Origin of the sequence: Bremerella volcania (assembly GCF_007748115.1) — a bacterium.
In the GTDB taxonomy this organism is placed as follows: domain Bacteria; phylum Planctomycetota; class Planctomycetia; order Pirellulales; family Pirellulaceae; genus Bremerella; species Bremerella volcania.
Genome location: NZ_CP036289.1, coordinates 2,241,671 through 2,264,377, shown reverse-complemented (window position 1 = coordinate 2,264,377; position 22,707 = coordinate 2,241,671). Strand labels below are relative to the sequence as shown.

18 protein-coding genes are annotated in these 22,707 nt (G+C 57.0%); 6 read left to right on the top strand and 12 right to left on the bottom strand.

The genetic code is table 11. The features are described 5' to 3' along the window. Positions 1–66: 66 nt before the first annotated feature. From Pan97_RS09350 to xseA, 5 genes are all read right to left on the bottom strand, one after another. A complete protein-coding gene (locus tag Pan97_RS09350) occupies positions 67–1,074 on the bottom strand; it encodes an NAD(+)/NADH kinase (RefSeq protein ID WP_196782335.1) in 1,008 nt (335 codons plus the stop codon). A gap of 63 nt (positions 1,075–1,137) precedes the next feature. Next, positions 1,138–3,045 (bottom strand): 1-deoxy-D-xylulose-5-phosphate synthase, encoded by a 1,908-nt coding sequence (gene dxs / locus Pan97_RS09345; RefSeq protein WP_144971887.1) that lies wholly within the window; start codon positions 3,043–3,045, stop codon positions 1,138–1,140. 5 nt (positions 3,046–3,050) lie between these two features. Then, positions 3,051–3,947, bottom strand: a complete 897-nt coding sequence (locus Pan97_RS09340) for a polyprenyl synthetase family protein (RefSeq protein ID WP_144971883.1) — start codon at positions 3,945–3,947, stop codon at positions 3,051–3,053. Between the two features lie 89 nt (positions 3,948–4,036). After that, positions 4,037–4,402 carry an exodeoxyribonuclease VII small subunit gene (gene xseB, locus Pan97_RS09335; RefSeq protein ID WP_144971882.1) on the bottom strand — a complete coding sequence of 122 codons (366 nt, stop codon included), beginning with the start codon at positions 4,400–4,402 and terminating at the stop codon, positions 4,037–4,039. Positions 4,403–4,422: 20 nt separating this feature from the next. Beyond that, entirely contained in the window at positions 4,423–5,646 is a 1,224-nt protein-coding gene (gene xseA, locus Pan97_RS09330; protein WP_144971879.1) for an exodeoxyribonuclease VII large subunit, read from the bottom strand. 182 nt (positions 5,647–5,828) lie between these two features. Between xseA and Pan97_RS09325 the strand changes: the two genes are divergently transcribed. Then, positions 5,829–7,634: an NPCBM/NEW2 domain-containing protein gene (locus Pan97_RS09325; protein ID WP_144971877.1), complete on the top strand. Its 1,806-nt coding sequence runs from the start codon at positions 5,829–5,831 to the stop codon at positions 7,632–7,634. Positions 7,635–7,645: 11 nt separating this feature from the next. Here the strand turns inward: Pan97_RS09325 and Pan97_RS09320 are convergent, their stop codons facing one another. Together Pan97_RS09320 and dapF are read right to left on the bottom strand one after the other, a co-directional pair. Further along, entirely contained in the window at positions 7,646–8,500 is an 855-nt protein-coding gene (locus Pan97_RS09320) for a lysophospholipid acyltransferase family protein (RefSeq protein ID WP_144971876.1), read from the bottom strand. 31 nt (positions 8,501–8,531) lie between these two features. Beyond that, the gene (gene dapF, locus Pan97_RS09315) at positions 8,532–9,410 is read right to left on the bottom strand and encodes a diaminopimelate epimerase (protein ID WP_241676379.1); all 879 of its coding nucleotides are present in this window, start codon (positions 9,408–9,410) and stop codon (positions 8,532–8,534) included. A gap of 190 nt (positions 9,411–9,600) precedes the next feature. Between dapF and Pan97_RS09310 the strand changes: the two genes are divergently transcribed. Continuing rightward, entirely contained in the window at positions 9,601–9,825 is a 225-nt protein-coding gene (locus tag Pan97_RS09310) for a hypothetical protein (protein ID WP_144971874.1), read from the top strand. A 7-nt stretch (positions 9,826–9,832) separates the two neighbouring features. Here the strand turns inward: Pan97_RS09310 and Pan97_RS09305 are convergent, their stop codons facing one another. From Pan97_RS09305 to Pan97_RS09295, 3 genes are all read right to left on the bottom strand, one after another. Further along, on the bottom strand, positions 9,833–10,174 hold the full coding sequence (locus Pan97_RS09305) for a hypothetical protein (protein ID WP_144971872.1): 342 nt from the start codon (positions 10,172–10,174) through the stop codon (positions 9,833–9,835). 235 nt (positions 10,175–10,409) lie between these two features. Next, positions 10,410–13,643 carry an AsmA-like C-terminal domain-containing protein gene (locus Pan97_RS09300; protein WP_144971870.1) on the bottom strand — a complete coding sequence of 1,078 codons (3,234 nt, stop codon included), beginning with the start codon at positions 13,641–13,643 and terminating at the stop codon, positions 10,410–10,412. Positions 13,644–13,751: 108 nt separating this feature from the next. Then, a complete protein-coding gene (locus Pan97_RS09295) occupies positions 13,752–15,053 on the bottom strand; it encodes an ArnT family glycosyltransferase (RefSeq protein ID WP_144971868.1) in 1,302 nt (433 codons plus the stop codon). Positions 15,054–15,385: 332 nt separating this feature from the next. On the opposite strand from Pan97_RS09295, the gene Pan97_RS09290 reads away from it, so the two are divergent. After that, complete coding sequence (locus tag Pan97_RS09290; RefSeq protein ID WP_144971866.1) at positions 15,386–16,984, top strand: MFS transporter; 1,599 nt, start codon at positions 15,386–15,388, stop codon at positions 16,982–16,984. Positions 16,985–17,222: 238 nt separating this feature from the next. Further along, the gene (locus Pan97_RS09285) at positions 17,223–17,411 is read left to right on the top strand and encodes a hypothetical protein (protein ID WP_144971865.1); all 189 of its coding nucleotides are present in this window, start codon (positions 17,223–17,225) and stop codon (positions 17,409–17,411) included. Between the two features lie 15 nt (positions 17,412–17,426). Here Pan97_RS09285 and Pan97_RS09280 read toward each other — a convergent pair whose 3' ends face one another. Beyond that, positions 17,427–18,551, bottom strand: coding sequence for a glycoside hydrolase family 16 protein (locus Pan97_RS09280; RefSeq protein ID WP_144971863.1), 1,125 nt, complete (start codon positions 18,549–18,551; stop codon positions 17,427–17,429). A 20-nt stretch (positions 18,552–18,571) separates the two neighbouring features. Next, positions 18,572–19,573, bottom strand: coding sequence for a tRNA lysidine(34) synthetase TilS (gene tilS, locus Pan97_RS09275; protein WP_144971860.1), 1,002 nt, complete (start codon positions 19,571–19,573; stop codon positions 18,572–18,574). Between the two features lie 738 nt (positions 19,574–20,311). Between tilS and rny the strand changes: the two genes are divergently transcribed. Both rny and Pan97_RS09265 read left to right on the top strand, forming a co-directional pair. Beyond that, positions 20,312–21,862, top strand: a complete 1,551-nt coding sequence (rny, locus tag Pan97_RS09270) for a ribonuclease Y (RefSeq protein ID WP_144971858.1) — start codon at positions 20,312–20,314, stop codon at positions 21,860–21,862. 27 nt (positions 21,863–21,889) lie between these two features. Then, the gene (locus Pan97_RS09265) at positions 21,890–22,702 is read left to right on the top strand and encodes a TIGR00282 family metallophosphoesterase (RefSeq protein ID WP_144971856.1); all 813 of its coding nucleotides are present in this window, start codon (positions 21,890–21,892) and stop codon (positions 22,700–22,702) included. The last annotated feature ends 5 nt before the right edge of the window (positions 22,703–22,707 follow it).

The window sequence follows — 22,707 nt, the reverse complement described above, 5'->3', positions numbered from 1 at the left end:
AGTTTTGGGTCATGCTTGTTGAAGGTTCCGTTTTCAGCGGGGGAGAAACAGCGGAACCTTTTCAACTTATCTACCGTGATCAATTTGACCGCCCCAGCCCAGCTTTTCGCGGAGCGTGCGGTAATAGTTATGGTCGTGGGTTGCGACGAGCTTGAATCGCGGTTGGGCCTGATCGACGCGAACGCGGTGATCGCTGGTGATCGGGCTGAGTACTCGGCCGTCGACCACGACCGACATCGTTCGATCCGATCCGCGCAAGTGCATCTCGAAACATCGATCGCCGGTGTCGACCACGCTCCGCATGGTCAACGTGTGGGGGCTGATCGGACTGACGACAAAGGCCCGCAAGTCGGCCCGCAAAATAGGACCGCCCGCCGACAGATTATGGGCCGTCGACCCGACCGGAGTACTGATGATCAAGCCATCGCAGCTATATGATGTCGCTAATTGGTTGTCTACGTAAAGATCAATCGTGCGGATTTGGAAGGGTGGTCCGCCGAGAAGTGCCATTTCGTTCAGACCGATCCGCTCGGCAATGACCTCTTCATCCTTGAAAACGCGACACCGCAGCATCATGTGTTCGATGATCTGACAGTCACCAGCACATAACGCCGCGAGTTGCTCGACCACATGGTCGGGCGTGAAGGCGGCCAGAAACCCAAGTTTACCCATATTCACGCCAATAATGGGAATCTGCTGGTTGCCCATGCTGCGAGCAGCCCCCAGGATCGAGCCATCGCCACCCAGCACGATCGCGAAATCGGCTTCGATTTCCGAAAGATCCGCGTCCCACTCCAGATCAGTATGCACGATCTCGGCAAATTGAGGGAGCAGGTGTGAAAGCCGCTCCGCTTCCTCCTCGACATGAGGACGATTGCCGGCACCAAGCAGCATGACACGCGGCTTGTCTTTCCCAGTCCAGGGTGGCTTCTTCGGCGAGGCAGGATCGACGGTGGTCATCGTGTTGTCCCCTCTCCCTTGAAGGGAGAAGGTCAGCGTGAAGGATTTGGATGTTTCAGCTTTAGGACGAGCGTAGGAAGCGATTGCCTCGGTCGAGTCGATCCTCCATGGCATCCCAATCCTCGTTCGCCCTCACCCTAGCCCTCTCCCCAGAGGGGCGAGGGGGTAAGAATTGGATTAATGCTGCGAGGAAATCTGATCGTGGGCAGCCGCAAGTTCTCGGCAGACCTTGGCGATGCCAAGGGAGTCGAGGTTGAGTTCGGCCAGGATTTCGGCTCTATCACCATGTTGCACGAAGAGATCGGGAATTCCAAGTCGTTTTACGTGACTTGCGTCGACTCCGGCCTCGTTGGCCGCTTCCAGGAGGGCACTGCCGAAGCCCGTCATCAAGGCCGCTTCTTCGACCGTCACGACGAAGGGAGCTTCTTTCAGAATCGGCAAGATCGTCTCGCTATCGATTGGCTTGGCGAAACGAGCGTTGACCAGCGTCACGTTCATGCCATCTTTGGCCAGCAGTTCAACCGCCTTCTTGGCCTCGGCAAGCTGCGTTCCATAACAGATGACCGCGCCGTCGGAGCCTTGCTTGAGGACTTCGGCCTTGCCGAGTTCAATCGGCTGGCGATCGCGGCTGATGTTCTCGGCGTTGGTCTTGGGATAGCGAATGGCGGTCGGGTGATCGACCGAGACGGCGAAATTAACCATTTCGGTCAATTCATCGGCATCGCCAGGAGCCATGACGATCATGTTGGGGAACAGACGCATGTAGCCGATATCGTACATGCCGTGGTGCGTCGGGCCGTCGGCCGCAGTAATGCCGGCGCGGTCCATCGTGAAGACGACCGGCAAGTCCTGCAAAGCGACTTCCTGGAAGACCTGGTCGAAGCTGCGTTGGAGGAACGTGCTGTAGATGTTCACGATCGGACGCAGCCCCGCTTTCGCCTGACCGGCTGCAAACGCGACGGTATGCGACTCGCAGATGCCAGTATCGAAGAAGCGGTCGCCGAACTCGTCGCGCAGCGGCTCCATCTTGGTCCCTTGGCACATCGCCGCGGTCATGACGGTGACGCTTGGGTTCTTCCGCATCACGTCGGCGATCGCGTCGCGTGCGTAGTTGGTGTAAGCCTTCGATCCGCCGCTGCTTTTGGGAGCCGCTTCGCAACTATCGTCGCTCTTGCGCAATACCGGCGGGGTGTGGTAGTAGACCGGGTCTTCGGCAGCCGGATCGTACCCGTGCCCCTTTTCGGTCACCACGTGCAGCAGGGTGGGGCCCTTCTGCGTCTTGACCATTTCCAGGTATTTCCGCAGCAGTTGAATGTTATGGCCGTCGATCGGGCCGATGTAGTTGATACCCAGTTCTTCGAACAACATTCCGCCATGCAGCCCCGCTTTGACCCCTTCTTTGAGCTGAGCGAGGAAACGTTCGGTCGGGTCGCCGAAGACCGGCACCATGTTCAGGGCTTTGACGACTTCGTTCTTGAAACCGGTGTAGAACGGATTCATCCGCAGGCGATCGAAGTAATCGGCCACGCCACCCACGCGAGGGCAAATCGACATCTTATTGTCGTTCAGGATGATCAGCAGGTTGCCGTTCAAGACCTTCGCGTTGTTGAGGGCCTCGAAGACCATACCGCTGGGGAATGCCCCGTCGCCGATCACCGCCACCGAGTGTCGATCGGGATGCCCGTTCAAGAAGTCGCCGCTGGCGAGTCCCATGACGGTCGAAACGCTGGCCCCAGCGTGACCTGTCATGAAGAGGTCGTATTCACTTTCATGCGGGTTGGGATAGCCCATCAGGCCTCCCTTGGTCCGCATGGTGTTGAATTGGTCGTACCGGCCGGTGACCAGCTTGTGCGGATAGACCTGGTGACCGGTATCCCAAATCAACCGATCCTGCGTGAAGTCGAATGTTCGGTGCAGGGCAATGCACAGTTCCACCACGCCCAGATTCGAAGCGAAGTGTGCCGTACGGGTTGCAACCAGATTACAGAGGACTTCCCGGATCTCAGCCGCCAGCTGATTCAATTGCGCGGCATTGAACCCTTTCAGGTCTTCAGGCGATTTGATGGTGGGGAGTAGTTCCGCCATGGCGATCAGTGATTCCTTTCCAGCACGTAATGAGCCAGGGAAATGAGCGAGTCGCCTCCACTGGGTAGTTTGGCAGCCGCTTCACATGCCTGATGGATTAATTGTTCCGCTTTTCGGCGGCTCTCTTCAATCCCCCAGACCCCTGGGAAGGTCATTTTGCCTTTGTCGGCATCCTTACCCACGCGTTTGCCCATCGACTTTTCGTCTCCTTGGACGTCCAATAAGTCGTCCGTGATCTGAAAAGCCAAGCCGAGGCAATCGCCATACTTGGTCAAAAGCGCTAACAATGCTTCGTCGGCTCCGGCCACGATCCCGCCCAGTCGGAGCGAAACGGTAATCATCGCCCCGGTCTTTCGCCGGTGGATGGCCGCCAGGTCGTCGGCAGTGCCATCGAGCTTCTCGAAACGAAGATCGTCGACCTGTCCACCGACCAGTTGGCTGGCACCAGCGGCATGGGTTAGTTCGCACAGGCATCGCCGAGATTGCTCAGCATCGGCGATTTCGGTTGCCAAAACCTCGAAGGCCCGCGTCAGCAGGGCATCGCCTGCCAGGATCGCGGTAGCTTCGTCAAACTGGCGATGGCATGTTGGCCGCCCGCGACGCAGGTCGTCGTCGTCCATCGCCGGCAGGTCGTCATGGATCAACGAATACGCATGGATCATCTCAACGGCACAAGCCGGAGCGATCGCTTTCTGTAGGTCAGAACCGCATGCTTCGGCGGCCAGCAACGCCAGGACGGGACGCAGCCGCTTACCGGGCGCGAGCAGACTGTATCGAATCGCTTCACGCAGGCGGTCGGGGCAATCTTGGTCGAACTCCGTGAGTCGGTTCAGAGCCGCGTCGATTTCGGGTCGGAGTCGCTGGGAAACTTCCCGAAAGGTCTCGGTCGACACTTCGGCCATTCTCAATCCTGGGTCGTCGTGGGGAATCTGGGCAATCGCGGCATGAAATTTAGCGGCCTCCGAGCCGCATCCCGCTGCAACATACGATTTTAGAACAACTTGCGTTCGTCGTCCACGATATCCGAGCTTGATTTGCCCTCAGATTTTTTGGAACTCCCCCTTCGCTTGGCCCGCGACTGGGCCTTCTCGTCGAGCGACAACTCTTCATCCTCAAACGGCTGAGTAACGGGGTTTCCTTCCGCATCGACCCCGGAAAGTAGCTCGATCTTACGCTCGGTCGTTTTTAATACGCCATGACACTGCTTGAGGACTTCGATCCCGCGCTGATATTTTTCGAGCGCGGCGTCCAAGCCCAACTGTCCCGCTTCTAGCTGCTGGACAATTTGCTGCAGTTCCTCCAGCCCCTCTTCAAACTTGGGAGCCGGCTGTGCTTCGCTTTGTTTCTTCTTGGCCAATGGTCATTCCTTGTGGGTTTTCACTGGACGCGGCTGTGGATGCTGCCTTTTTCCAGGATGGTTTCGATTTCGTCCCCCGGTTGTACCTGAGACGGATCACGCAGAACTTCCTCGTTTGCATTGCGCGTCACCGAGTAACCGCGCGAAAGCACCGCCAGCGGCGACATCGCTTCCAGCTGAGCGGCTCTGCGGGCGATCGCTTCCTGAGCTTGCTGCAGACGCTTGTGCATGGCCCGGGTCGCGGCGGCGTCCAATTCATCGAGCGCGCGTTGACGATCGTGCACGATCTCAAATGGATGGGTAAACACACGGCTGCGGGAAAGAAGCTCGAGCTTGGCAGCGGCCCGGTCATAGGTTGCCCGCAATCCGGTCGCCAGACGCGATTGCATTCCGCTTAATCGATCCTGGATTTCCGGCATCGACGGCACGGCAAGTTCTGCGGCTTCGCTTGGGGTTAATGCCCGTCTGTCGGCGGCAAAGTCGGCCAGCGTGACGTCGATCTCGTGACCCACGGCCGAGATGGTCGGGATGCTCGACTCGGCGATGGCCCGGACGACGATCTCTTCGTTGAAGCACCACAGGTCTTCCATACTTCCGCCGCCGCGTCCCACCACCAGCACATCCGGCTTCATGGCCAGTTGATTGGCTCGCTTGATACCGGCAGCAATTTCAGCGGCGGCCCCCTCACCTTGGACGCGGGCCGGGATGATCAACACCTCGACGTTTCGCCACCGCCGGTTCATCACTTCCAGAAAGTCGCGAACCGCGGCTCCCGTTGGACTAGTGACGAACGCGATACGTTTGGGGAACTTGGGAATCGGTCGTTTGCGATCCGCTTCGAAGAGTCCTTCGGCGGCCAACTTCTGCTGGAGCTGTCGCAGCTTGAGTTGCAGCGAACCGACCCCGCGCGGCTCGATCTCGCGGATGACCAGTTGGTAACTTCCCCGCGGTGGGTAAACGTCAAGCTGGCCGTGGCACAACACTTCCTGGCCGTCTTCCAACTGAAAGGGAAGTTTGGCGGCCGTGTTGCGCCAGATGACTGCCCGGATCTGGGCGTCGTCGTCCTTTAGCGTCAGATAAACGTGCCCGGAGCGCGGCTGCGACAGATTCGAGATCTCGCCAGAAACCCACACCGGTGGTATGGCCATTTCCAGCGTTCCCTGAATCAGGGCCGTCAGCTGCGAAACAGATAACACAGGGGGCTTCTCGCCGGGGCCTTCCCATTGTGCGTTTTCGGCGTCCATGTCGATCGTAAAACTTTGAAAAAATCGGTTTCTTATGCACCGTGCGAGGTCTCGATGATAGAACAGATTTCGGGAAATCGGAAGGGTCGGCACGTTCACGGGAAGACAGATCGCGCCTCGCAAGCTAATATACAAATGTGCGCAGCCCACCTTCCTACCAACCTCCCCAGGATTCCTTCCCTATGCTGAGAATGGCTCTCACGTTTTGTTTGCTTGTATCCGTTGGCGGTTTCTGCCAGGCCAACGAAACCTCGGTAGCCCAATCGCTTCAGATGCGTGTCCGAGCGTTTCACGCGGATGCTCCGAAGGAAGACCTCAAGCTGCGAGTGATTTACTTCTACCCTGCAGATCGCCAGCCTCAGGCCAATTATCGAGCACGCGTCAATCGGATGGTTCTCGATATCAAGGAGTTCTACGATACCGAGTTTGCCCGGATCGGGCTGACCAACTCTCCACTACCGGTCGAGATGGATGGAGATGAAGTGAAGATTCACCTGGTGAAAGGGGCCGAGAATCACGATGGCTACGGTTACGATGGTTCGTATGGGCGAAAAATTCTGCGTGAAATCGGCCATCAACTGCGAGGCACCGTCGATCCCGATCGCGAGTTCCTGCTGATCCTGTGTGCTCTGTGTGATAAGCAGGAAGATGGTCGCTACAAGATTTACTCTCCTTACTACGGCTTGGGGGGAGCCAACCATGTTCGAGGCATCTGCTTTGCGGCTGACTGCGAAATGCTCGATACGTTGAATCTGACCAAGACCGACGAACTCTTTCGCTACAACGAACACAATCGCGATCAACAACGCACGCTGGCAGACTTCAACACCGTCTTCATCGGCGGCATGGCGCACGAATTAGGGCATGGCCTGAGCTTGCCGCATAACCGTGAGCTTCCTTCCGAGAAGTCGAAGGGAACCGCTTTAATGGGCTCGGGCAATTACACCTACCGAGCCGAACTGGTCGGCAAGAAAGGAAGCTTCATGACCTTGGCCAGTGCGACGCGGATGATGTGCCACCCGCTGCTGACGCAGAGCAACAAGCAGCGATTCGAGCGAACCAATCTCGAAGTCACCGATATCGAGGTCAGCGGAAGCGGCAAAGCACTTACCGTTCGCGGAAAGGTTAAATCAAACGTCGAGCCGTTCGCCGTCATCGCCTACAGCGACGCGGAAGGAGGGAGCAACTACGATGCCTATCAGTGGACTTCAGAAGTCGCACCCGACGGCACCTTTGAAGTAACGCTCGACGTTCACAAGCCAGGCAACAACGCACTGCGACTAAGCTTTTGCCATGCTAACGGCGCGACCAATGACGTGAGCTACGCGTTTACCGCCAACAAGCAAGGCGAACCCGATGTTCCGGCACTGAAAGACGAAAGAGCGATCGCTTCTCTCAACCAGGAAATGCTCTCGGGAAACGTTCAACAGGCCCGCGAGTTCGCCCGGCAGTATCTGGCCGCGAATCCGCAGTCACGGCTAACACCGATGCTCGAATACATGGAGACTTTCGACGCGACCACGAAGCCAGTCCCACTGAATCAGGTCACGCAGAACGACGTTTTTCTTTCTGATGTGGAAGCCGCAAGCAGCAAGGTTGGCTACGGTCGCCCAACGCGGAACAGCTATTTGCCGCTCAAGAGTCGTCAGGATGGCGGATTCTTTCTGCGGCCCGGCGGGCAGTTTCATGCCAAGGGTTTTTACGCCCACGCCCCGTCGAGGTTCACCTTTAACCTTGATGGCCAATGGAAGCGTTTTACCGCGGTGGCCGGCATGCAATCAGGAGCCTGGCAAACGGCTTCGGCGATCTTCATTGTGAAGGGGGATGGCCAAGAGCTTTTTCGTTCGGGTAAGTTGCGTACGACCAGCATTGAAAACGTCGACGTCGACGTCACCGGCATCAAGCAGTTGGAGTTGATCACCGAATCGGGTGAAAACAACGTGAGCGGATGCTGGTCGGTGTGGGGCTCGCCCAAGGTCAGCCGCTAATCAATATCCATCTACGAAGCCGAGCGAAACGGCAGGATCGTGGGCTCGGCTTGTTCTTCCGTTGCGTCTTCATCGGCCGGCCGCGCTACCAGGTAGTCGCGCTGCGCCGCTTGAAGCCAGAAGCGTCCCTTCGCTGACGTTTCCTTTTGCTTCTCCAGCGGAGTGGCCGTTGCGAAGAAGGAGACTTCGTTCTCCCCAGCCAGGTGCGACTCGGCCCATTTTTCCGCGGCGACGGTCAAGTGATTCAGCACGCGTTGGACTTCGATGCGGTGAAATTCGACGTCTTCCTTGGAAAGCTTACGAGGGATGTCGATCGCCTGGCCCATGATCATGCGTGCCCGACTAAAAGGGCGGGGCAGGGCGAACTTATCCCATGTTCCCAAACGAAACGGTCGGTCCATGCCAAAGCCCATGGGGATGATCGGCATCTGCAATTTCGAGGCGAGGTAAATCGGACCTTGGGCCATTTCGCGGCGTGGTCCTTGGGGTCCGTCCGGCGTGATCGCGAGATGCTGGGTGCGCGAAACTTTGATCAACTCTTTCAGCGCCGCGATGCTTCCCCAGTTGGAAGAACCGCGTACCGTCCCAAACCCCATGATCGATGCCGCATGGGCGAGCCACTCAGCGTCGCGATGCCGGCTTAAAAGCATCGAGATGTTGCAGTGCCCGCGGAGGGCGAACGGAATGGTGATGTACTCGTGCCAGAAGACATAAATCCCACGCCGAGGGCAAAAGGGATTGGCCGGGTCGTTCTGGGCTTGAACGTACATGGCCCGCACGTCGAGCGTACTCATCATCGATTTGACGAAGGTCACCAGGGCCGCGCCACCGGTACGGGCAATCCAGGGAGGATGAGTTTTTCGCATGGCTTCCTTGCCTTTTGCAGTGGGTTCGACTCTAGGCGAGCTGCGAGTACAGCGGCACGCCGTGAGGGACTGGCCAAATCCCGCTAAAAACTTCTTCGGCTGGACCGGTCATATAGACGTGGTTGTCGGCTTCGTTCCAGTGCAGTTCCAGATCACCACCCAACAAGTGATTGAGAATCCTTCGCTCGAGCTTGCCGGTCAGCACGCCAGCGACACACACGGCGCTGGCCCCGGTTCCGCAGGCCAGCGTCTCGCCGCTGCCGCGTTCCCAAGTTCGCTGACGAACTTCGGTCGGGCTGATGATTTCGATGAATTCAACGTTGACGCGGGCCGGGAACTTGGCGGCCTTTTCGATCTGAGGACCGAGTTTCAAGACCAGTTCGTCATCCGCTTTGTCGACGAAGATGACGCAGTGCGGGTTGCCCATCGAAACGCACGTGACTTCAAACTCGCGTCCGCCTGCTTCCAGACGTTGATTGACGACGGGGCTTTCACCGAACGTGGTCGGGATCTTGGCCGCGTCGAGGATCGGCTCACCCATGTTCACGGTAACTCGCTTGGCCAGGTCGCCGTCCGTTTCCAGCTGCACCGAAAGTACGCCGGCCCCTGTTTCGAGTGCCAACTGATCCTTTTTGGCGATGCCGTGGTCGTACACGTATTTCGCCACGCAGCGAAGACCATTGCCGCACATTTCGGCCTCGGAACCGTCGGCGTTGAACATCCGCATCCGGGCATCGGCAACCTCCGATGGCGTAATCAAGATCAGGCCGTCGCCGCCAATACCGAAATGACGATCCGAAACCAGTGGGGCCAACTTTTCTGGTGGGGCCGGAAGGTGCTCTTCAAACAAATTGACGTACACGTAGTCGTTCCCGGCTCCGTGCATCTTGGTAAAACGCAGTTGCGACATCAGGTTCCCTGGAAGCAGTGCCAAGTAATCGGTGCAATGAAGTGTGTATCCTACCGTGAAGAGGCCCAAATCGTTAAGCCCGTTCGCGATCGGATGGAAATTTGCCCTGGCGGCCCCCCTGTCGATAGAAAATTTCTCAACCTGCCAAATTTTTATTGCGCACAATGGTATCTATTGGCTTGCTGATAAGTTGCCCGTTCTATCGGTCTATTCCCTCATCCCCGGCCCAAGCTCCAACGGCCAGAAACAGGGCGTGGTCGTAGGGGACTACTGGGTAACCATCTACGACCACGACATCGAATCAGGCTCGGTCGATTGGGTCCTCGACCGCTACAGCCGAATCGATAAAGGGTTTGACGTCTCGGTGAGTGAAGAAGGGCCGAACGAGTTTGCGTTCGAGTTGAAGAGGAAGTAGAGATCAATCAGCCGCTCAGATCAATCTCGCGGCCCTTGACCCCGGTCGGGTCTTTCTGTGGTCCGGCGTCGTAGGTGGCTTCTCCTTCGAGTTCGCCTTCCACTTCGTCCGAGTCATGGCCCGGGCGTTCCCAGGCTCGGCGTCCGTCGGCGTCTCGGTCGGACGTCTTCTCGCTTTCCTCGGGATCGCCTACGCCGGCGGCTTTCTCGGCTTTCTCGGTCGACTCGACCACTCGGGCATGAGTGCTGGTTGCCTGTTGGGCTCCGGAGACGTCCGAGGAATTGCGCTGGGCTAGATTGGTAGCCGCGATCGAACTGGCTATCGATGCCCCCATCGGTCCCACGCTCATGACTTCGATCCTCGTAGTGCCCCAGGCGATGCAGGCAGAACGTTGCCCGCTGGCACGGCCTTCAACTTAGAAGGGAGTGCTCTAGGATGAACCCTTGGTCAGGCTCACCATCAAGTCAAACAGCTACGGATGCATGAAGGCGTATCGAGGTGATTTCCGCGTGAATAATGCTTCTATCTGATATCATCGTCACGTCTTCCCCCCATCTTAAGGAGACTTTCGGGGGACGTTCGTGCTAGCGAGGAATGGAGTTCCCTCGACGAATGACCGCCGGCGAATCCGAGGTGGGAGGCGCGCCGATAGGAAGACGTACGGCTCTCGCGGGAAAAAGTTGCTCTAAAGTTTCATTGACCATGGGGAAAATTTCCTGCTCGGTCGTCGGATTATCGACCGAGCCCCCCACATGGATCACCATCAAACTGCGGCTGGCCTGGCCGATCATCTGGCGAACGACCGGCACGTCGAACGTCTGGTTGCCGAACTCGGTGTAGAAACGCATGCTGATCTGACCATCGAGATTCGCTTCGCCGTTGCCCTTAAGAGCCAACGTCTGGCCCGAGAGACGCATGTCGTCCAGATAAACATAGTTGCCGGCCACGCGGTACTTGATGTCGGCGGAGTTGAACGCGTTCGTATCGGGGAACCGCGCGTTGAGCACATTCAGCATCGCGACGGCGAGCGGCAGTTGATACATGTTCGCGTCGCGTAGCTGCAGCGAACCTGTTCCGTCCCAGGTATGCGTACCTTCCAGCGAGCCTGTCAGACTGATGTTACCGAAGAGGCGCCCCGACGTTTGACCACGGTTCTGTTGTCCCAGATCGATCAGCATCTGGCCGACCGTACCGTTAGCCAGCGTCACATCCGTTTGAAATGGCTGTGAGCCGGCCAGTTGCATGCGACTATCGATCGAGATCACGCCGCCAAACGCATTCGCCGTAACATGCCTAGGCGGCTGGTCTTCCGTGCGAGGAACATGAATCCCGGAAAGAAACTGCGCTTCATCAATCCAAAAAGGTCCACGCACGTTCGAGAGAGGGATGCCGCGGGACGTGACGCTATCGAGATGAAATTCACCAAACGATCGGGCACCCGACTCGTCGGACTGCCCTTCGAAACGAATCGCACCGTAGATATTGTTGATGATCGCTCCACGCTGAATCTGACCGCCAGCCATATGAACGGTCATATCCCAGTTCATTTGAACCGCGCGGCCTGGGTTGGGATTGGAAAGCACCACCACGCCATCGGCATGAAAGAGGGGACCGAGTTGTAACTGCTGGAGCGACTTCTCAAGCTTCTCAGGCACGGCCAACAGCAGGTCTCGATCGACCACGATGTTTTCAATTCGCAGACCTTCAAACCGGATCTGCCACCGGCGGTCTTCCGGAAAGTAGCAGCTTCCGTTGGTCGAAACGCGGACGTCGCCATGGCGCGCGGTCAGCTGGTTGAGCGTGATTTGTCCGTTACGAAACTCGACGTTGCCGACCACTTCATCCAGCACATAAGGAAAGCCGACTGGCTCGACCGAAATGGCCCGGCCGGAAAGGTTCCGACTGCGTTCCCACTTCTGAGCGTTCACCCACAGATCGCAATCACCTTGTGGGTTGGGCCAATGCAATTGGATATCCATGTGATCGATCGAACCGCGCGGACGCAGTTGATCCCAACTTTCCTGGGCCGAGCCGGGAATGGCCGTTTTGAGTTCGTCATCCAGGGGAACATCTTTGCAGGCAAACGTTATATTCAGATTGCCACGCTTATCCCCAGGCACCTCCTGCCAGGTACCGCGACAGGTAATGTGCCCGCTGTCGTTGTAGCCTTGTAGCTGTTCGATCGTCACGACACCGTCCTTCCAGACGATGTTCCCGTTGATTTTGGAGATGGGGTAGGGGAACTTCTCGTATTTGACCGAAGCGTCGATGATTTCCATCCGTAGCGACTTGTCCGGTTTTATTTCCGGCTGGCTGTGGGTGACGAGCGTGAAGTCGACATTGGCCGCCCCTTGCAGATGAAACTCGCGAGCCACATTGCAGACGTCTTCCTGAGCCACGTGCAACGCATGTTCGAACGTTGAATCCCAATGCACCGGATCAAGCGAACGTACGCGAATCGGTCCACTGCTGTTGGGACCAGGGTCCATCACGCTCCCGACGATGGCAATCCGCGACTTACCGGCGTGGGCCAGCAGGTCGATATCGAGCAAGCGATCCTTGAAGTCGATCTTTCCCCGGGCGTCGGTCACGGGGTAAGGAAACTCCTCGAAGACGAAATTCGTTCCCCGGCAATTGGCGTGAATTTCGGGAATCCACTTCTGCCCGTCAAAGTCCAGCTTTACCGACGCATCGAGCGTCCCGGATGGCTGGTAACGGCCCCAACTTCGCTGCATGCCGCTGGGCAACATGCTGGCCAAACCTTGATGCAGGGTCATGTTCTTCAGTGTCGCCGAGACATGCACGGGGCTGTTGGCTTGCCAACCATTTCTCGTAAGCGAAGCACTGACCGAACCGTTCTCGTAGTACGCGATGAGCTTCTCGATGCGAATGCCTGGAGGGGAAGCGACGACGCGGCCTTGAATTCGTTCCACGGTGCCAGGAATGCGCGGATCGCTCCAAGTTCCTTCACGCACGTCGACCATGGCGAGGTAGTTGGTCAGTCCGTTCCCATTGCCAGAGACCTGAAACGCAGCGTCAGCCGTGGCTTCGAGATGCACCAGGTCCTTAATATGCGTCTTCCACTCGTCGGGGCAGAGCCCCCACAGATGGTCATCAATTTGTAGATTCGAAATATTCCCTTGGGCGGCAAATGTCTGAGCGGTTTCGTCAATCAATCCCGTGAGCGTGGCCGACTCCCAGTTCTGGCAATTGAGGGTTGCCTTGATCCGTTTCTGAGTGCGTGTTTGTCCAGCGTAGTTACCCATGCCGGGGGCGACTTCGGTTTTGATTTGAAAGTCGACGTTGTCCAGAATTCGCCGTACGTTGCCACCTCGGCGATCGGCCAATAGCAGCGACGCATCTTCGACTTCGATGGCCGGATTGTCGTCACCCCATTTAGGCATGGGAAAGAGATGCTTCAAGTTGGTGCTTCCATCGGTGTCGATGGTGGCCGTCAACCGCGGACGCCGCGCAACGATCTTGTCGACCTGGAAGTCGCCAGAAGCCAGCTTGCGCGGATCGGTCGTGCAATAGACCATGATCTCGTCGACCGATACCAACTCTTGCGATTGGTACTGGCTTGACCGCTGGGCCATCGACAGCCCGCGGATCTCGATTCCCTTCCCCTCGATAAACCGAGCCGAACGGACCGAAACCAACAGATTGGTATAGTGGCTGGCAAATTTCTTCTCGACGTGCGAACGAATTTCGTTGTTCAGGTTGTGATAGAGATACAACCCCAGCGCGCAGGCCAACACGGCCACGGTTAACGTGGTCCATTTGATGAAGCGGCACGAAGCAGAAAAAAATCGACTCACCCGGGATGGAATCCTTTCCAAGCGGACAGATGTCGCTAAATCTTGGCAGAATCACGCCTTCTGGTAAACGCCGGTTTGGGTGCTGGCAGCGGTTTTCTGGGGCCGTTTTCAGTTTTCAGAGGGAAGGCTCGTCGCGATTCGCTGGCAGTACATTCGCCACCAGCCGGCAAGCAGGCCTGCACTGAGGATCGCCAGGGCTAGCATGGGCGGCTGGCGATACCGAATCGAACTGACGAAGACCATGTGCAAGCAACAGAAATAGAAGATCGGTAAGGCCAACAGACAGTAGATCCACATTCGTCGGGCAAACAGTACGATGGCCAGCAGGCCAGTCACAACGATCGGCAAATAGCCCAAAGCGGTCACGATGTCCATCTTGCCAATCACCTTGGGATCGTTCCCCAGCGGGTTCCAATAGCGCCAAAACTTGACGCCTGCCAGTTGGATCACGCTACCTGGGTTTTGCTTGGCCCAGTCGATCGATGCCTGCTTCATGCGATCGTCGAGACGCGATTCAAAGGTACCGGGCAGGGGGCCTTCCAGGGTTGCTTCCTCGGCGGCCAGATCGCGTTTGAACTCAGGGACGTAGCTCATGTCGCTCGCCCCCGTCGCCATGGGACTGATCCCATCGTACAAACTCGCCCCAACTTGAAGGGTCGTCGGGACGAACTTGCCGATTACGACGTAATTACGAACCCACCATGGCGTCAGCACCAATGCGGCCACGACTGCTGCGGTCGTGTAGGCATATAGCTGTTGCTTGCGGTCCGGGTAAAAGAGCAGCCCGATCGGTGCGGCGAACAAGGGAAACATCAACCAGCTGGGCCGCATCAAAATGGCCAGTCCGAACGCCAAACCGGAAAGGGCCGCGAACTTCATGCGACGTGATGGATCCTCGGCTCGCAGTGCGACGATTAGCCAGCCGAGATTCAAAAGCATCAGCGGCGCAAACGGGGCTTCGCTCAAGATGAAAACGCTCATCGCGATGGCCCCGGGATAGAACGCCACGAGCAGGGCGGCGAATACCGCGGCCACCGGATCAAACAACATTCGGGCAATCCACGCCGCCAACCCAATGGCCAGCGTACCGCAAACAATGCCGATCAATCGCAAGGCAAGCGTCGGCGGCTGTTCACCCAACCAGTACACCGGCGCGAGTAGCAACGGATAGCCTGGCGTTCGCGCGACCTGGGCATCTCCGTAAACGAAATCTTCTCCCCGCGCCAGATGACGCGCCAAGACTTCATAACTGAGACTATCGCCGAAGAAAAAACGTTCTCCCTCAGGAATTCTTGATTCCCACCAAACCGCGGCCCCCAGTCGAACCAACGCGCCTAAAACGACAATCGTTACCAAGAGCCAGACGTATTCTCGCTTTTGAGGCTCCGCAACTTGTTGGTTACTAGACATTTAGGTGACCGACAACCTTTGGGACGATTGCGACGTCGACGAATCGCCTCAGGAGAAACTGGCAAGCCAGGCAATCTGTACGCGTTTGTACAATATTAGCGTCTTAGGGGAAATCTTGCCCGAAATCACCCCAGGACAATAGTTTACTTCCATGAACGAGTCGGTATACTCGGACTGCCACGTAATATACGAGGCACAAATTCACTTTTTTCTCGTCTTCTCCGGTTCCACCCCATGAACTGGTCAAACTTGATCTAGCACTGCCCTCATCAAGAGCGGCCGTCAATACTGCCCCCCATTATGCACAGTTTCGTGTAGGAGATTTCCTTCCCATGTCCAACGATTCTTCCGCAGCCAGCCCGACCTATCATCGGATGGCGCTTCTCATCGCTAGCTTCATGACCCTGATTGCCGCAGGCGTCGGTTTTGGTGTTCGTGCTGGGATTTTGAACGACTGGGCCATCCGTTACGGTTTCACCAAGGTGGAACTCGGAACGATCACCGGGGGCGGCCTGGTGGGTTTTGGTGTGACGATTATCTTCTTCAGCTTCCTGGCCGATAACCTTTTGGGCTACAAGAAGCTGCTGGTGCTCGCCTTCGTGCTACACGTTCTGTCGGTGGTCATCACATTGGCCGCGACGCCTGTGTACGGGATCGCCGGGAAAGACGCCACCTATTGGTGCTTGTACATCGGCGTGTTCATCTTCGCTCTGGCCAATGGCGTTTGCGAAGCGGTGATTAACCCGCTGGTCGCGACCCTCTTCCCGAAAGAGAAGACGCACTATCTGAACATCTTGCACGCTGGCTGGCCGGCTGGTTTGATCATCGGCGGTATCATCGGTTACATGTTTTGTGGCGACAACGCTGCGATCAACCACCTGCCATGGGAAATTCCGCTCGCGCTGTACATGGTTCCGACCCTGGTCTATGGGTTCATGGTGTTGAAGGAAGCCTTCCCACCATCGGAAGCCGCTGCTGCCGGTGTGACCACGAAGGAAATGCTGCTGCAGTTCCTCTCGCCGCTGCTGTTGTTCCTGTTCGTCATTCACGCGATGGTGGGTTACGTCGAACTGGGTACCGACAGTTGGATCACGAACATCATGGAAAACGTGATCTCCGGCAAGGCGTTCCTATTGTTCATCTACACTTCGGCGATCATGTTCGTCCTGCGATTCTTCGCCGGGCCGATCGTTCACCAGATCAATCCACTGGGGCTGTTGTTTGTCTGTGCGATCTTCGGTTGCGCGGGGCTTTACTGGCTTGGCTCGGCCAATACCGGCTGGGCGATTCTCGCCGCGGCTACCGTGTACGGCTTGGGTAAGACCTTCTTCTGGCCAACGATGCTCGGTGTGGTGGGCGAACGCTTCCCGCGCGGTGGTGCCATCACGATGGGCGTGATGGGGGGTATCGGGATGCTCTCGGCGGGTCTCTTGGGTGGTCCTGGTATCGGTTACAAGCAGGACTACTTCGCTACGCAGAAGATGCAGCAGTTGGACGACGCATTGTTCGAAGAGTACCGCTCGCAGAATAAGAAGGCGTTCCTCTTCTTCCCAGAAGTTTACGCACTGGACGGTGCCAAAGTGGGGGTGCTTAAGGACGACGGGGCGGAATTGGCACGTCGTACGGAAATCGAAACCGAGGAAGGCAAGGTTTCCGAAGAAACCAAGGCCCTCAACGCCTGGTGGGAAGCCAACAAGCCGACCAGCGAACAGCAGTACGAGAAGGAACTCAAGACGATCGAAGAGGCCAACATTTATGGCGGTCGAATGGCATTGAAGTGGACAGCCATTATCCCCGCCACAATGGGCCTATGCTACTTGCTGCTGGTGATCTACTTCTGGAGCCAGGGTGGTTACAAGCAGGTCGTGCTGCACGGTGAAGAATCGGAAACCGAGCAATACACCGGCGGTGTCGAAGGACCGGTCGAGTAGCTCCATCCGCGTCGGTGATCAAAATCAAAAGGCGAGCCTCTCTCAGGCTCGCCTTTTTTCGTGCAAAGAGGAACAGATTGAAGTATCCTACGCGATCTTAACCACCACCAATAAACCTCGAGGTTCCTTTGATTACAGCATCACAACTAGCCGGTTTCTTTGCCGCCCATGCCATTTGGTGTGTCTCTGACGGCGACACATTGATCCCCATGCTGGCCTACTCCACCGAAGATGGCAAATGATGATCGCCATTCCCTACACCCCGGCAGGCGAGGCAGAATTCCGCGTCCACCGACCCAAACTGCTTCAATGGGATCAATGCGAAGATTTCGACCTGAATGCCGTCATGGAAGCGTTCCTTGAAGGGATCGCCAGTCATGAAAAGGGAGCGGCCATCTGGAATCAGGCATGGGACGAATCGATTTAGCGAATTGCGATTCGGTTAATCAATTGGCTTCCCATCTTGGACAAAGTTGTCGGGGTTCCGCCCCTTCATCACTCCGATCACATCCCCCTCGTCGCCGTACTGCCACACTTTCACGCTGGCGATCTTCATGCTGGCCGTCTTCCAGTCGGCCGGTCCGGCCCAGTCAGGCAGCCACACGCCCATGTTCAACTGAGCCGACATCGCAGGGACCCATTTGTCGTTCCCGGCGACCTTCTTGCCATCGATGTAGTGCATGGCAATCTTGCCTTCGTAAAGGGCATACTTGTTATCACCGAGTTTCTTAAGGGGGTTGCCCAGGTAATCGGCGAAGGGAACCGACTTATCTTGAATCCAGTAATAGCCTTCCGACTCGATCACCTGAGCGTCGCGAATCGCCGGCATCGGCCTAAGATGCGTTCGCCACTCGGTGACGAACGTGTGATACGATCCGTCGATGGCTCGGGGGATTTGAAAGAAGCGGTTGTCGTGGCGGTTCTGCAGGAACGTGTTGTACATCGAGTTCTCGAAGTTGCCTGCCTTGCCGAACTCCGGAAAGTCTAACTCCGACCAGTACTCGTTTGCAGCCAGGCCATAGGCAGGCATGTGCGGGTTGTACATTGGAGTTTCGGCTTGAAACTCACCTTGCCGGCTCTTGTCGGCTTCAACCCAGCGATACCCATAGGTCCACAAAGCAGGAATACATCCCTTGGGTCGCATCGGATCGGCTGGCCCTCCGGGATGCTTTTCCTGCGAGCCAATCTTCATGACGACCTCGAAACGCCCCGAGGCGAAGTACTGCTGGCTCACAATCACGCCGCCGACTCGGGTCTTATTGCCCCACCAGCCAATCACTTCGCCGTCGTACTGATCGCCGTGGGCCGTACAGACGAGCACGTTCTTCTGCTTGCCCCCAACTACGTCCTTGCCGATCGTTACGTTCTCAGGCACCACGCCGTGATTACCGTTGCCCCACTTCTTGCGATAGACGTACCACTTTTTTTCATCGATTTTGCTGCTAGACCAATCTTCCTCAAGCGTCACCTTAGCGCCGGAGGGAAGGGGAGGAAGTTCCTGGCCAATCGTCAGCGGAGGGCACAAGACTGCGGTGACAATCAACAACAACATCGCTCGAACCAACATGCACGAAACCTCAGAGGAGTCTAACGCCTGAGAATCAAAACATCCGCTTCTCGGGCAGCACGAATCGCCCCGGGCAGAACGTCCGCCACGGCATCGGTCTGTCCGAAGGCCAACTCACTTAGCTTATGCCAGTGTAACTGCGTCATGTCCTGACGAGGCCATTTCTGATCACGCCAGATGCGAACCAACAGTTCGCGCACCAGGTAAGGGCGAACATCACACAGCTTGCCTAGGTCGATGTGAACGGTCGTTGAATCGGCGATCGTGACAGCGGCTTCCACTAGATCGTCCACCAGGTCGTTGATCACTTCCTGGCACTCGGTTGCTTGAAGCGAGAGACGATAGAGGGACTGCTCGACCTGTTCCCCGAAGTCTTCACGAAGCTTCGGCAGCAGGTCGTTGCGGATCTTGTTGCGGGTAAAATCTTGCCCGGCATTGGTGGCATCTTCTCGCCACGGCTGATCAATTTCACGGAGATAGTCCACGATCTCACGACGCCTAAACGGCAGTAGCGGCCTTACCAACCCAATGCCGGGAAGCCACTGGCGAGCCGTGGCAATGCCGGAAAGCCCGGCAATGCCGGTCCCTCGCAAAATGCGATGCAGGACCGTTTCGATTTGGTCGTCCTGATGATGGGCCGTCACCAAATACCTGGCTTCGACCTCGCGGGCCACTTCTTCAAAGAACGCATACCGCGCCGCCCGGGCCGCGGTCTCGAGCCCATCCGCGGTTTGCTCTGGCGAAAGGGTATCGGCAGGAAGGGAACGGGTGCGAACCCTCAGTCCCAAGCTTTTGGCCGACTCCACCACGAACTGCTGGTCGTCCTCCGAGGCCTGGCCACGAAGACCGTGATTGACGTGCACCACCCACAACTTTTCACGCCCGGATTGGTTGACGCTGTCGGCCATCAGCCGCAAAAGGGCCATGCTATCAGCCCCGCCGGACACGGCGAGAAGGGTTACCCGGCCATGCCAGGCTGCCGGCGGCCAGCTTTCGAGAAATCGTTGCGGAAATGTCGCCATGTCTTGCGGCTTTGGCAAATGCAAGCTGCCAGGTCTTGAATGATTGAGAACGATTCCCGCAAGAAAAAAATGAATGCTTCCCTCCGACGGGGAACTCTGTTAATATAGCGTGAACGGGTTAGGCGTACTACCATTGTGCGCTTATCCCAACGATTGTGTTGACCTAAGCGTTTAACGAAATTTGGCAAACACGTTTGCTGGACGATCGGTTAGGGAAGCTCAGTCGATGTGCCGGATTGGTAAATCCTCTAGCCCCATTTGGCTTTTCGGAGGGCAGATAAGCGTGCAAGTACTCCTTCTTTTTCTGATACGGCTCCTTCTGGCGCTATGTCCATGGAAGGTAGAGATATTGAGCCCAGCTCGCGCGAAAGCGAAACCGGCTCTGCGACACGCAAATTCTCAACGAGAAACCGCAGTGGTTCATTTGCCACTGATTGGTTGGCTGGAAATTGACGCCCATCTTCTTCCCCACGACGCCTGCCAGCGAGCCCGACAAGGCTCCTCGAAACGTGCAGGCCCAGTCTCCGGAAACTCTTCCGGAACTCGATCCGACTACTGACCTTTCAGGGGCATACTGCGCTTGGTGGTTCTGTCGTTCGGGGGAACGAATTTCAAGTCTGGCACTTCGATGGTCTTCTCGACGTCGCGCTTGTGCGTCACTGGCGACGCACTGACCGTTCGTCTGTAAACAACTGCCACGTTAAACGCTATTCCATCCAGCTACAGGAGTAGTGGAACGTGTCTGGGTTTTATTATGCATTGACAGCGGCTATCGCGGCGATTGGAGCCGCGCTGCTTGTCAAGTTTATCGATCGGCTCCGAAAGAAGGACGTGGAGACCGAGGCCCAACAGATCCTGGAAAAAGCCAAACAGGATTCTGAGAACCTCAAAAAAGAAGCTTTGCTCGAAGCGAAAGAAGAAGCTCTCCGTCAGAAAACCGAAGCCGAACGAGACCTCTCCAAACAACGAGACGAAATCCGCGAACGCGAGAAGTCACTCGACCGCCGCGAAGAATCGATCGAACAACAAGCGACCCACTTGCGCAAGCAAGAGAACATGGTCGAAACCACGCAGCGGCGTCTCAGCGAGAAAATCGAAGAGAACGACAAACGCTCGACCAACCTCGAAAGCATCATCCGCGATCAGCAGGAACGCCTGCACCGGATGAGCGGACTCAACGCCGAAGAAGCCAAGAGCGAACTGCTCAAGCTGCTCGACCAACAACTTCAGTCCGAAACCGGCGCGATCATTTTGAAGCACCAGCGACGGATGGAAGAAGAAGTTCGCCCCATCGTCCAAGACATGCTGCTGACGGCCATGCAGCGGTTCGCCGCGGCCCACACCGCGGAGTCGACGACCAGCACGGTCGACATCCCCAGCGATGAAATGAAGGGGCGAATTATCGGTCGTGAAGGGCGTAACATCCGCAGCTTTGAAAAGGAGACCGGCGTCGACGTGATCATCGACGATACGCCAGGCGTGGTGATCGTCAGCGGTTTCGATCCGGTTCGCCGCGAGATCGCTCGGCAATCGCTTAACAAATTGATCGCCGACGGCCGCATTCACCCCTCGCGGATCGAAGAAGTCGTCAAGGAAACCCAGTCCGACATCGAAACGACAATTCGGAAGAAGGGGGAAGAAGCGACCACCGAAATCAACGTGATGGGACTGCACCCCCGCCTGGTCGAAATGCTGGGAAGACTTCATTTCCGAACCAGCTACAGCCAGAACGTGTTGCGCCACAGCATTGAAGTCGGTTTCATTGCCGGACTACTGGCCGAAATGGTTGGGCTCGATCCGCAAATTGCCCGGCGTGCAGGGTTGCTGCACGATATCGGGAAAGCAGCGGACCATGAACTGGAAGGGGGGCACCCCAAGATCGGTGCCGACCTCTTGAAGCGTCACGGAGAATCGCCCGAGGTGGTCCACGCCGCGTTTGGTCATCACGACGAGATCATCACCGAGTACCCTTACACGATGCTGGTCGCCACGGCGGATGCTTGCAGTGCCTCGCGTCCTGGGGCTCGCCGTGAGACGCTCGAACGGTACATCAAACGCATGGAAGAGCTGGAGTCGATTGCCACTGGCTTCCACGGAGTCGAACAGGCCTTCGCCATTCAAGCGGGTCGCGAACTGCGCGTGATCGCTTCGGCCAAGGAAGTGAACGACGAGATGGCTGCCAAAATCTGTCGCGATATCGCCAAAGCGTTCGAGGAACAGCTGACGTATCCCGGCGAAATCAAGGTAACCATGGTCCGCGAGTCCCGGTTCACGGAATTTGCTCGCTAACTACTCATCACGGAAAGGTTGTATCCCTTGAGGATTCTGCACATCGGAGACATCGTCGGGAAGGTCGGTCGCGATATCGTTCGCGACGTCGTTCCAGGCCTCCGTGAGAAGTACAACCTTTCCCTGGTGGTGGCCAATGCAGAAAACGCATGCGGCGGTTCGGGACTGACTCCGGCCGCCCATCGAGAACTGATCGATGCCCGGGTCGACTGCATCACCATGGGGGATCATATCTACCGACGCAAGGAACTCAACAAGACCCTTGAGTCGCAGCCCAACATCGTAAAACCTGCCAACTATCCGGCCGCCGCACCGGGAAAAGACTTTGCCATCGTCCAGTCGAAGGAAGGGTTGCGTGTCGCGGTGATCAGTGTGATGGGACGTGTCTTCATGCGTCCGGTTGATTGCCCCTGGACCGCCATCGATCGGGTTTTGTCCCAGATTCCGTCCGACATCAAAATCCGCTGCGTGGACTTTCACGCTGAAGCGACCAGCGACAAGCAACTGATGGGTCGTCATCTGGACGGAAGAGTCAGCTACTGCCTCGGCACGCATACTCACGTCGCGACGGCGGACGAGCAGATCTTTCCCAGGGGAACCGCTTTCATGTGCGACGTCGGCATGACCGGCCCGCACGAGAGCATCATTGGCCGGCGTATCGATCGCGTCCTGGAAACGACCGTTACCTTCCGTCCAACGCTATTCGACGTCGCCAAGGACGATGTCCGCCTGAATGGGGCGATCGTCGACGTCGATCCCCAAACGGGCAAAGCATCCGCCATCGAGCGTCTTCAGGTTCGTGAAAACGAGGTGAAAGAGCTGAAGGTTCAACGACCGTAAACCGG

Excerpts from the sequence above, each read along its gene's own strand:
- Pan97_RS09290 (WP_144971866.1), top strand. The coding sequence starts at position 15,386 with ATGTCCAACGATTCTTCCGCAGCCAGCCCGACCTATCATCGGATGGCG.
- dapF (WP_241676379.1), bottom strand. The coding sequence starts at position 9,410 with ATGTCGCAACTGCGTTTTACCAAGATGCACGGAGCCGGGAACGACTAC.
- Pan97_RS09320 (WP_144971876.1), bottom strand. The coding sequence starts at position 8,500 with ATGCGAAAAACTCATCCTCCCTGGATTGCCCGTACCGGTGGCGCGGCC.
- Pan97_RS09325 (WP_144971877.1), top strand. The coding sequence starts at position 5,829 with ATGCTGAGAATGGCTCTCACGTTTTGTTTGCTTGTATCCGTTGGCGGT.
- xseA (WP_144971879.1), bottom strand. The coding sequence starts at position 5,646 with ATGGACGCCGAAAACGCACAATGGGAAGGCCCCGGCGAGAAGCCCCCT.
- tilS (WP_144971860.1), bottom strand. The coding sequence starts at position 19,573 with ATGGCGACATTTCCGCAACGATTTCTCGAAAGCTGGCCGCCGGCAGCC.
- Pan97_RS09280 (WP_144971863.1), bottom strand. The coding sequence starts at position 18,551 with ATGTTGGTTCGAGCGATGTTGTTGTTGATTGTCACCGCAGTCTTGTGC.
- Pan97_RS09285 (WP_144971865.1), top strand. The coding sequence starts at position 17,223 with ATGATGATCGCCATTCCCTACACCCCGGCAGGCGAGGCAGAATTCCGC.
- Pan97_RS09295 (WP_144971868.1), bottom strand. The coding sequence starts at position 15,053 with ATGTCTAGTAACCAACAAGTTGCGGAGCCTCAAAAGCGAGAATACGTC.
- Pan97_RS09340 (WP_144971883.1), bottom strand. The coding sequence starts at position 3,947 with ATGGCCGAAGTGTCGACCGAGACCTTTCGGGAAGTTTCCCAGCGACTC.
- dxs (WP_144971887.1), bottom strand. The coding sequence starts at position 3,045 with ATGGCGGAACTACTCCCCACCATCAAATCGCCTGAAGACCTGAAAGGG.
- Pan97_RS09305 (WP_144971872.1), bottom strand. The coding sequence starts at position 10,174 with ATGAGCGTGGGACCGATGGGGGCATCGATAGCCAGTTCGATCGCGGCT.
- Pan97_RS09350 (WP_196782335.1), bottom strand. The coding sequence starts at position 1,074 with ATGCCATGGAGGATCGACTCGACCGAGGCAATCGCTTCCTACGCTCGT.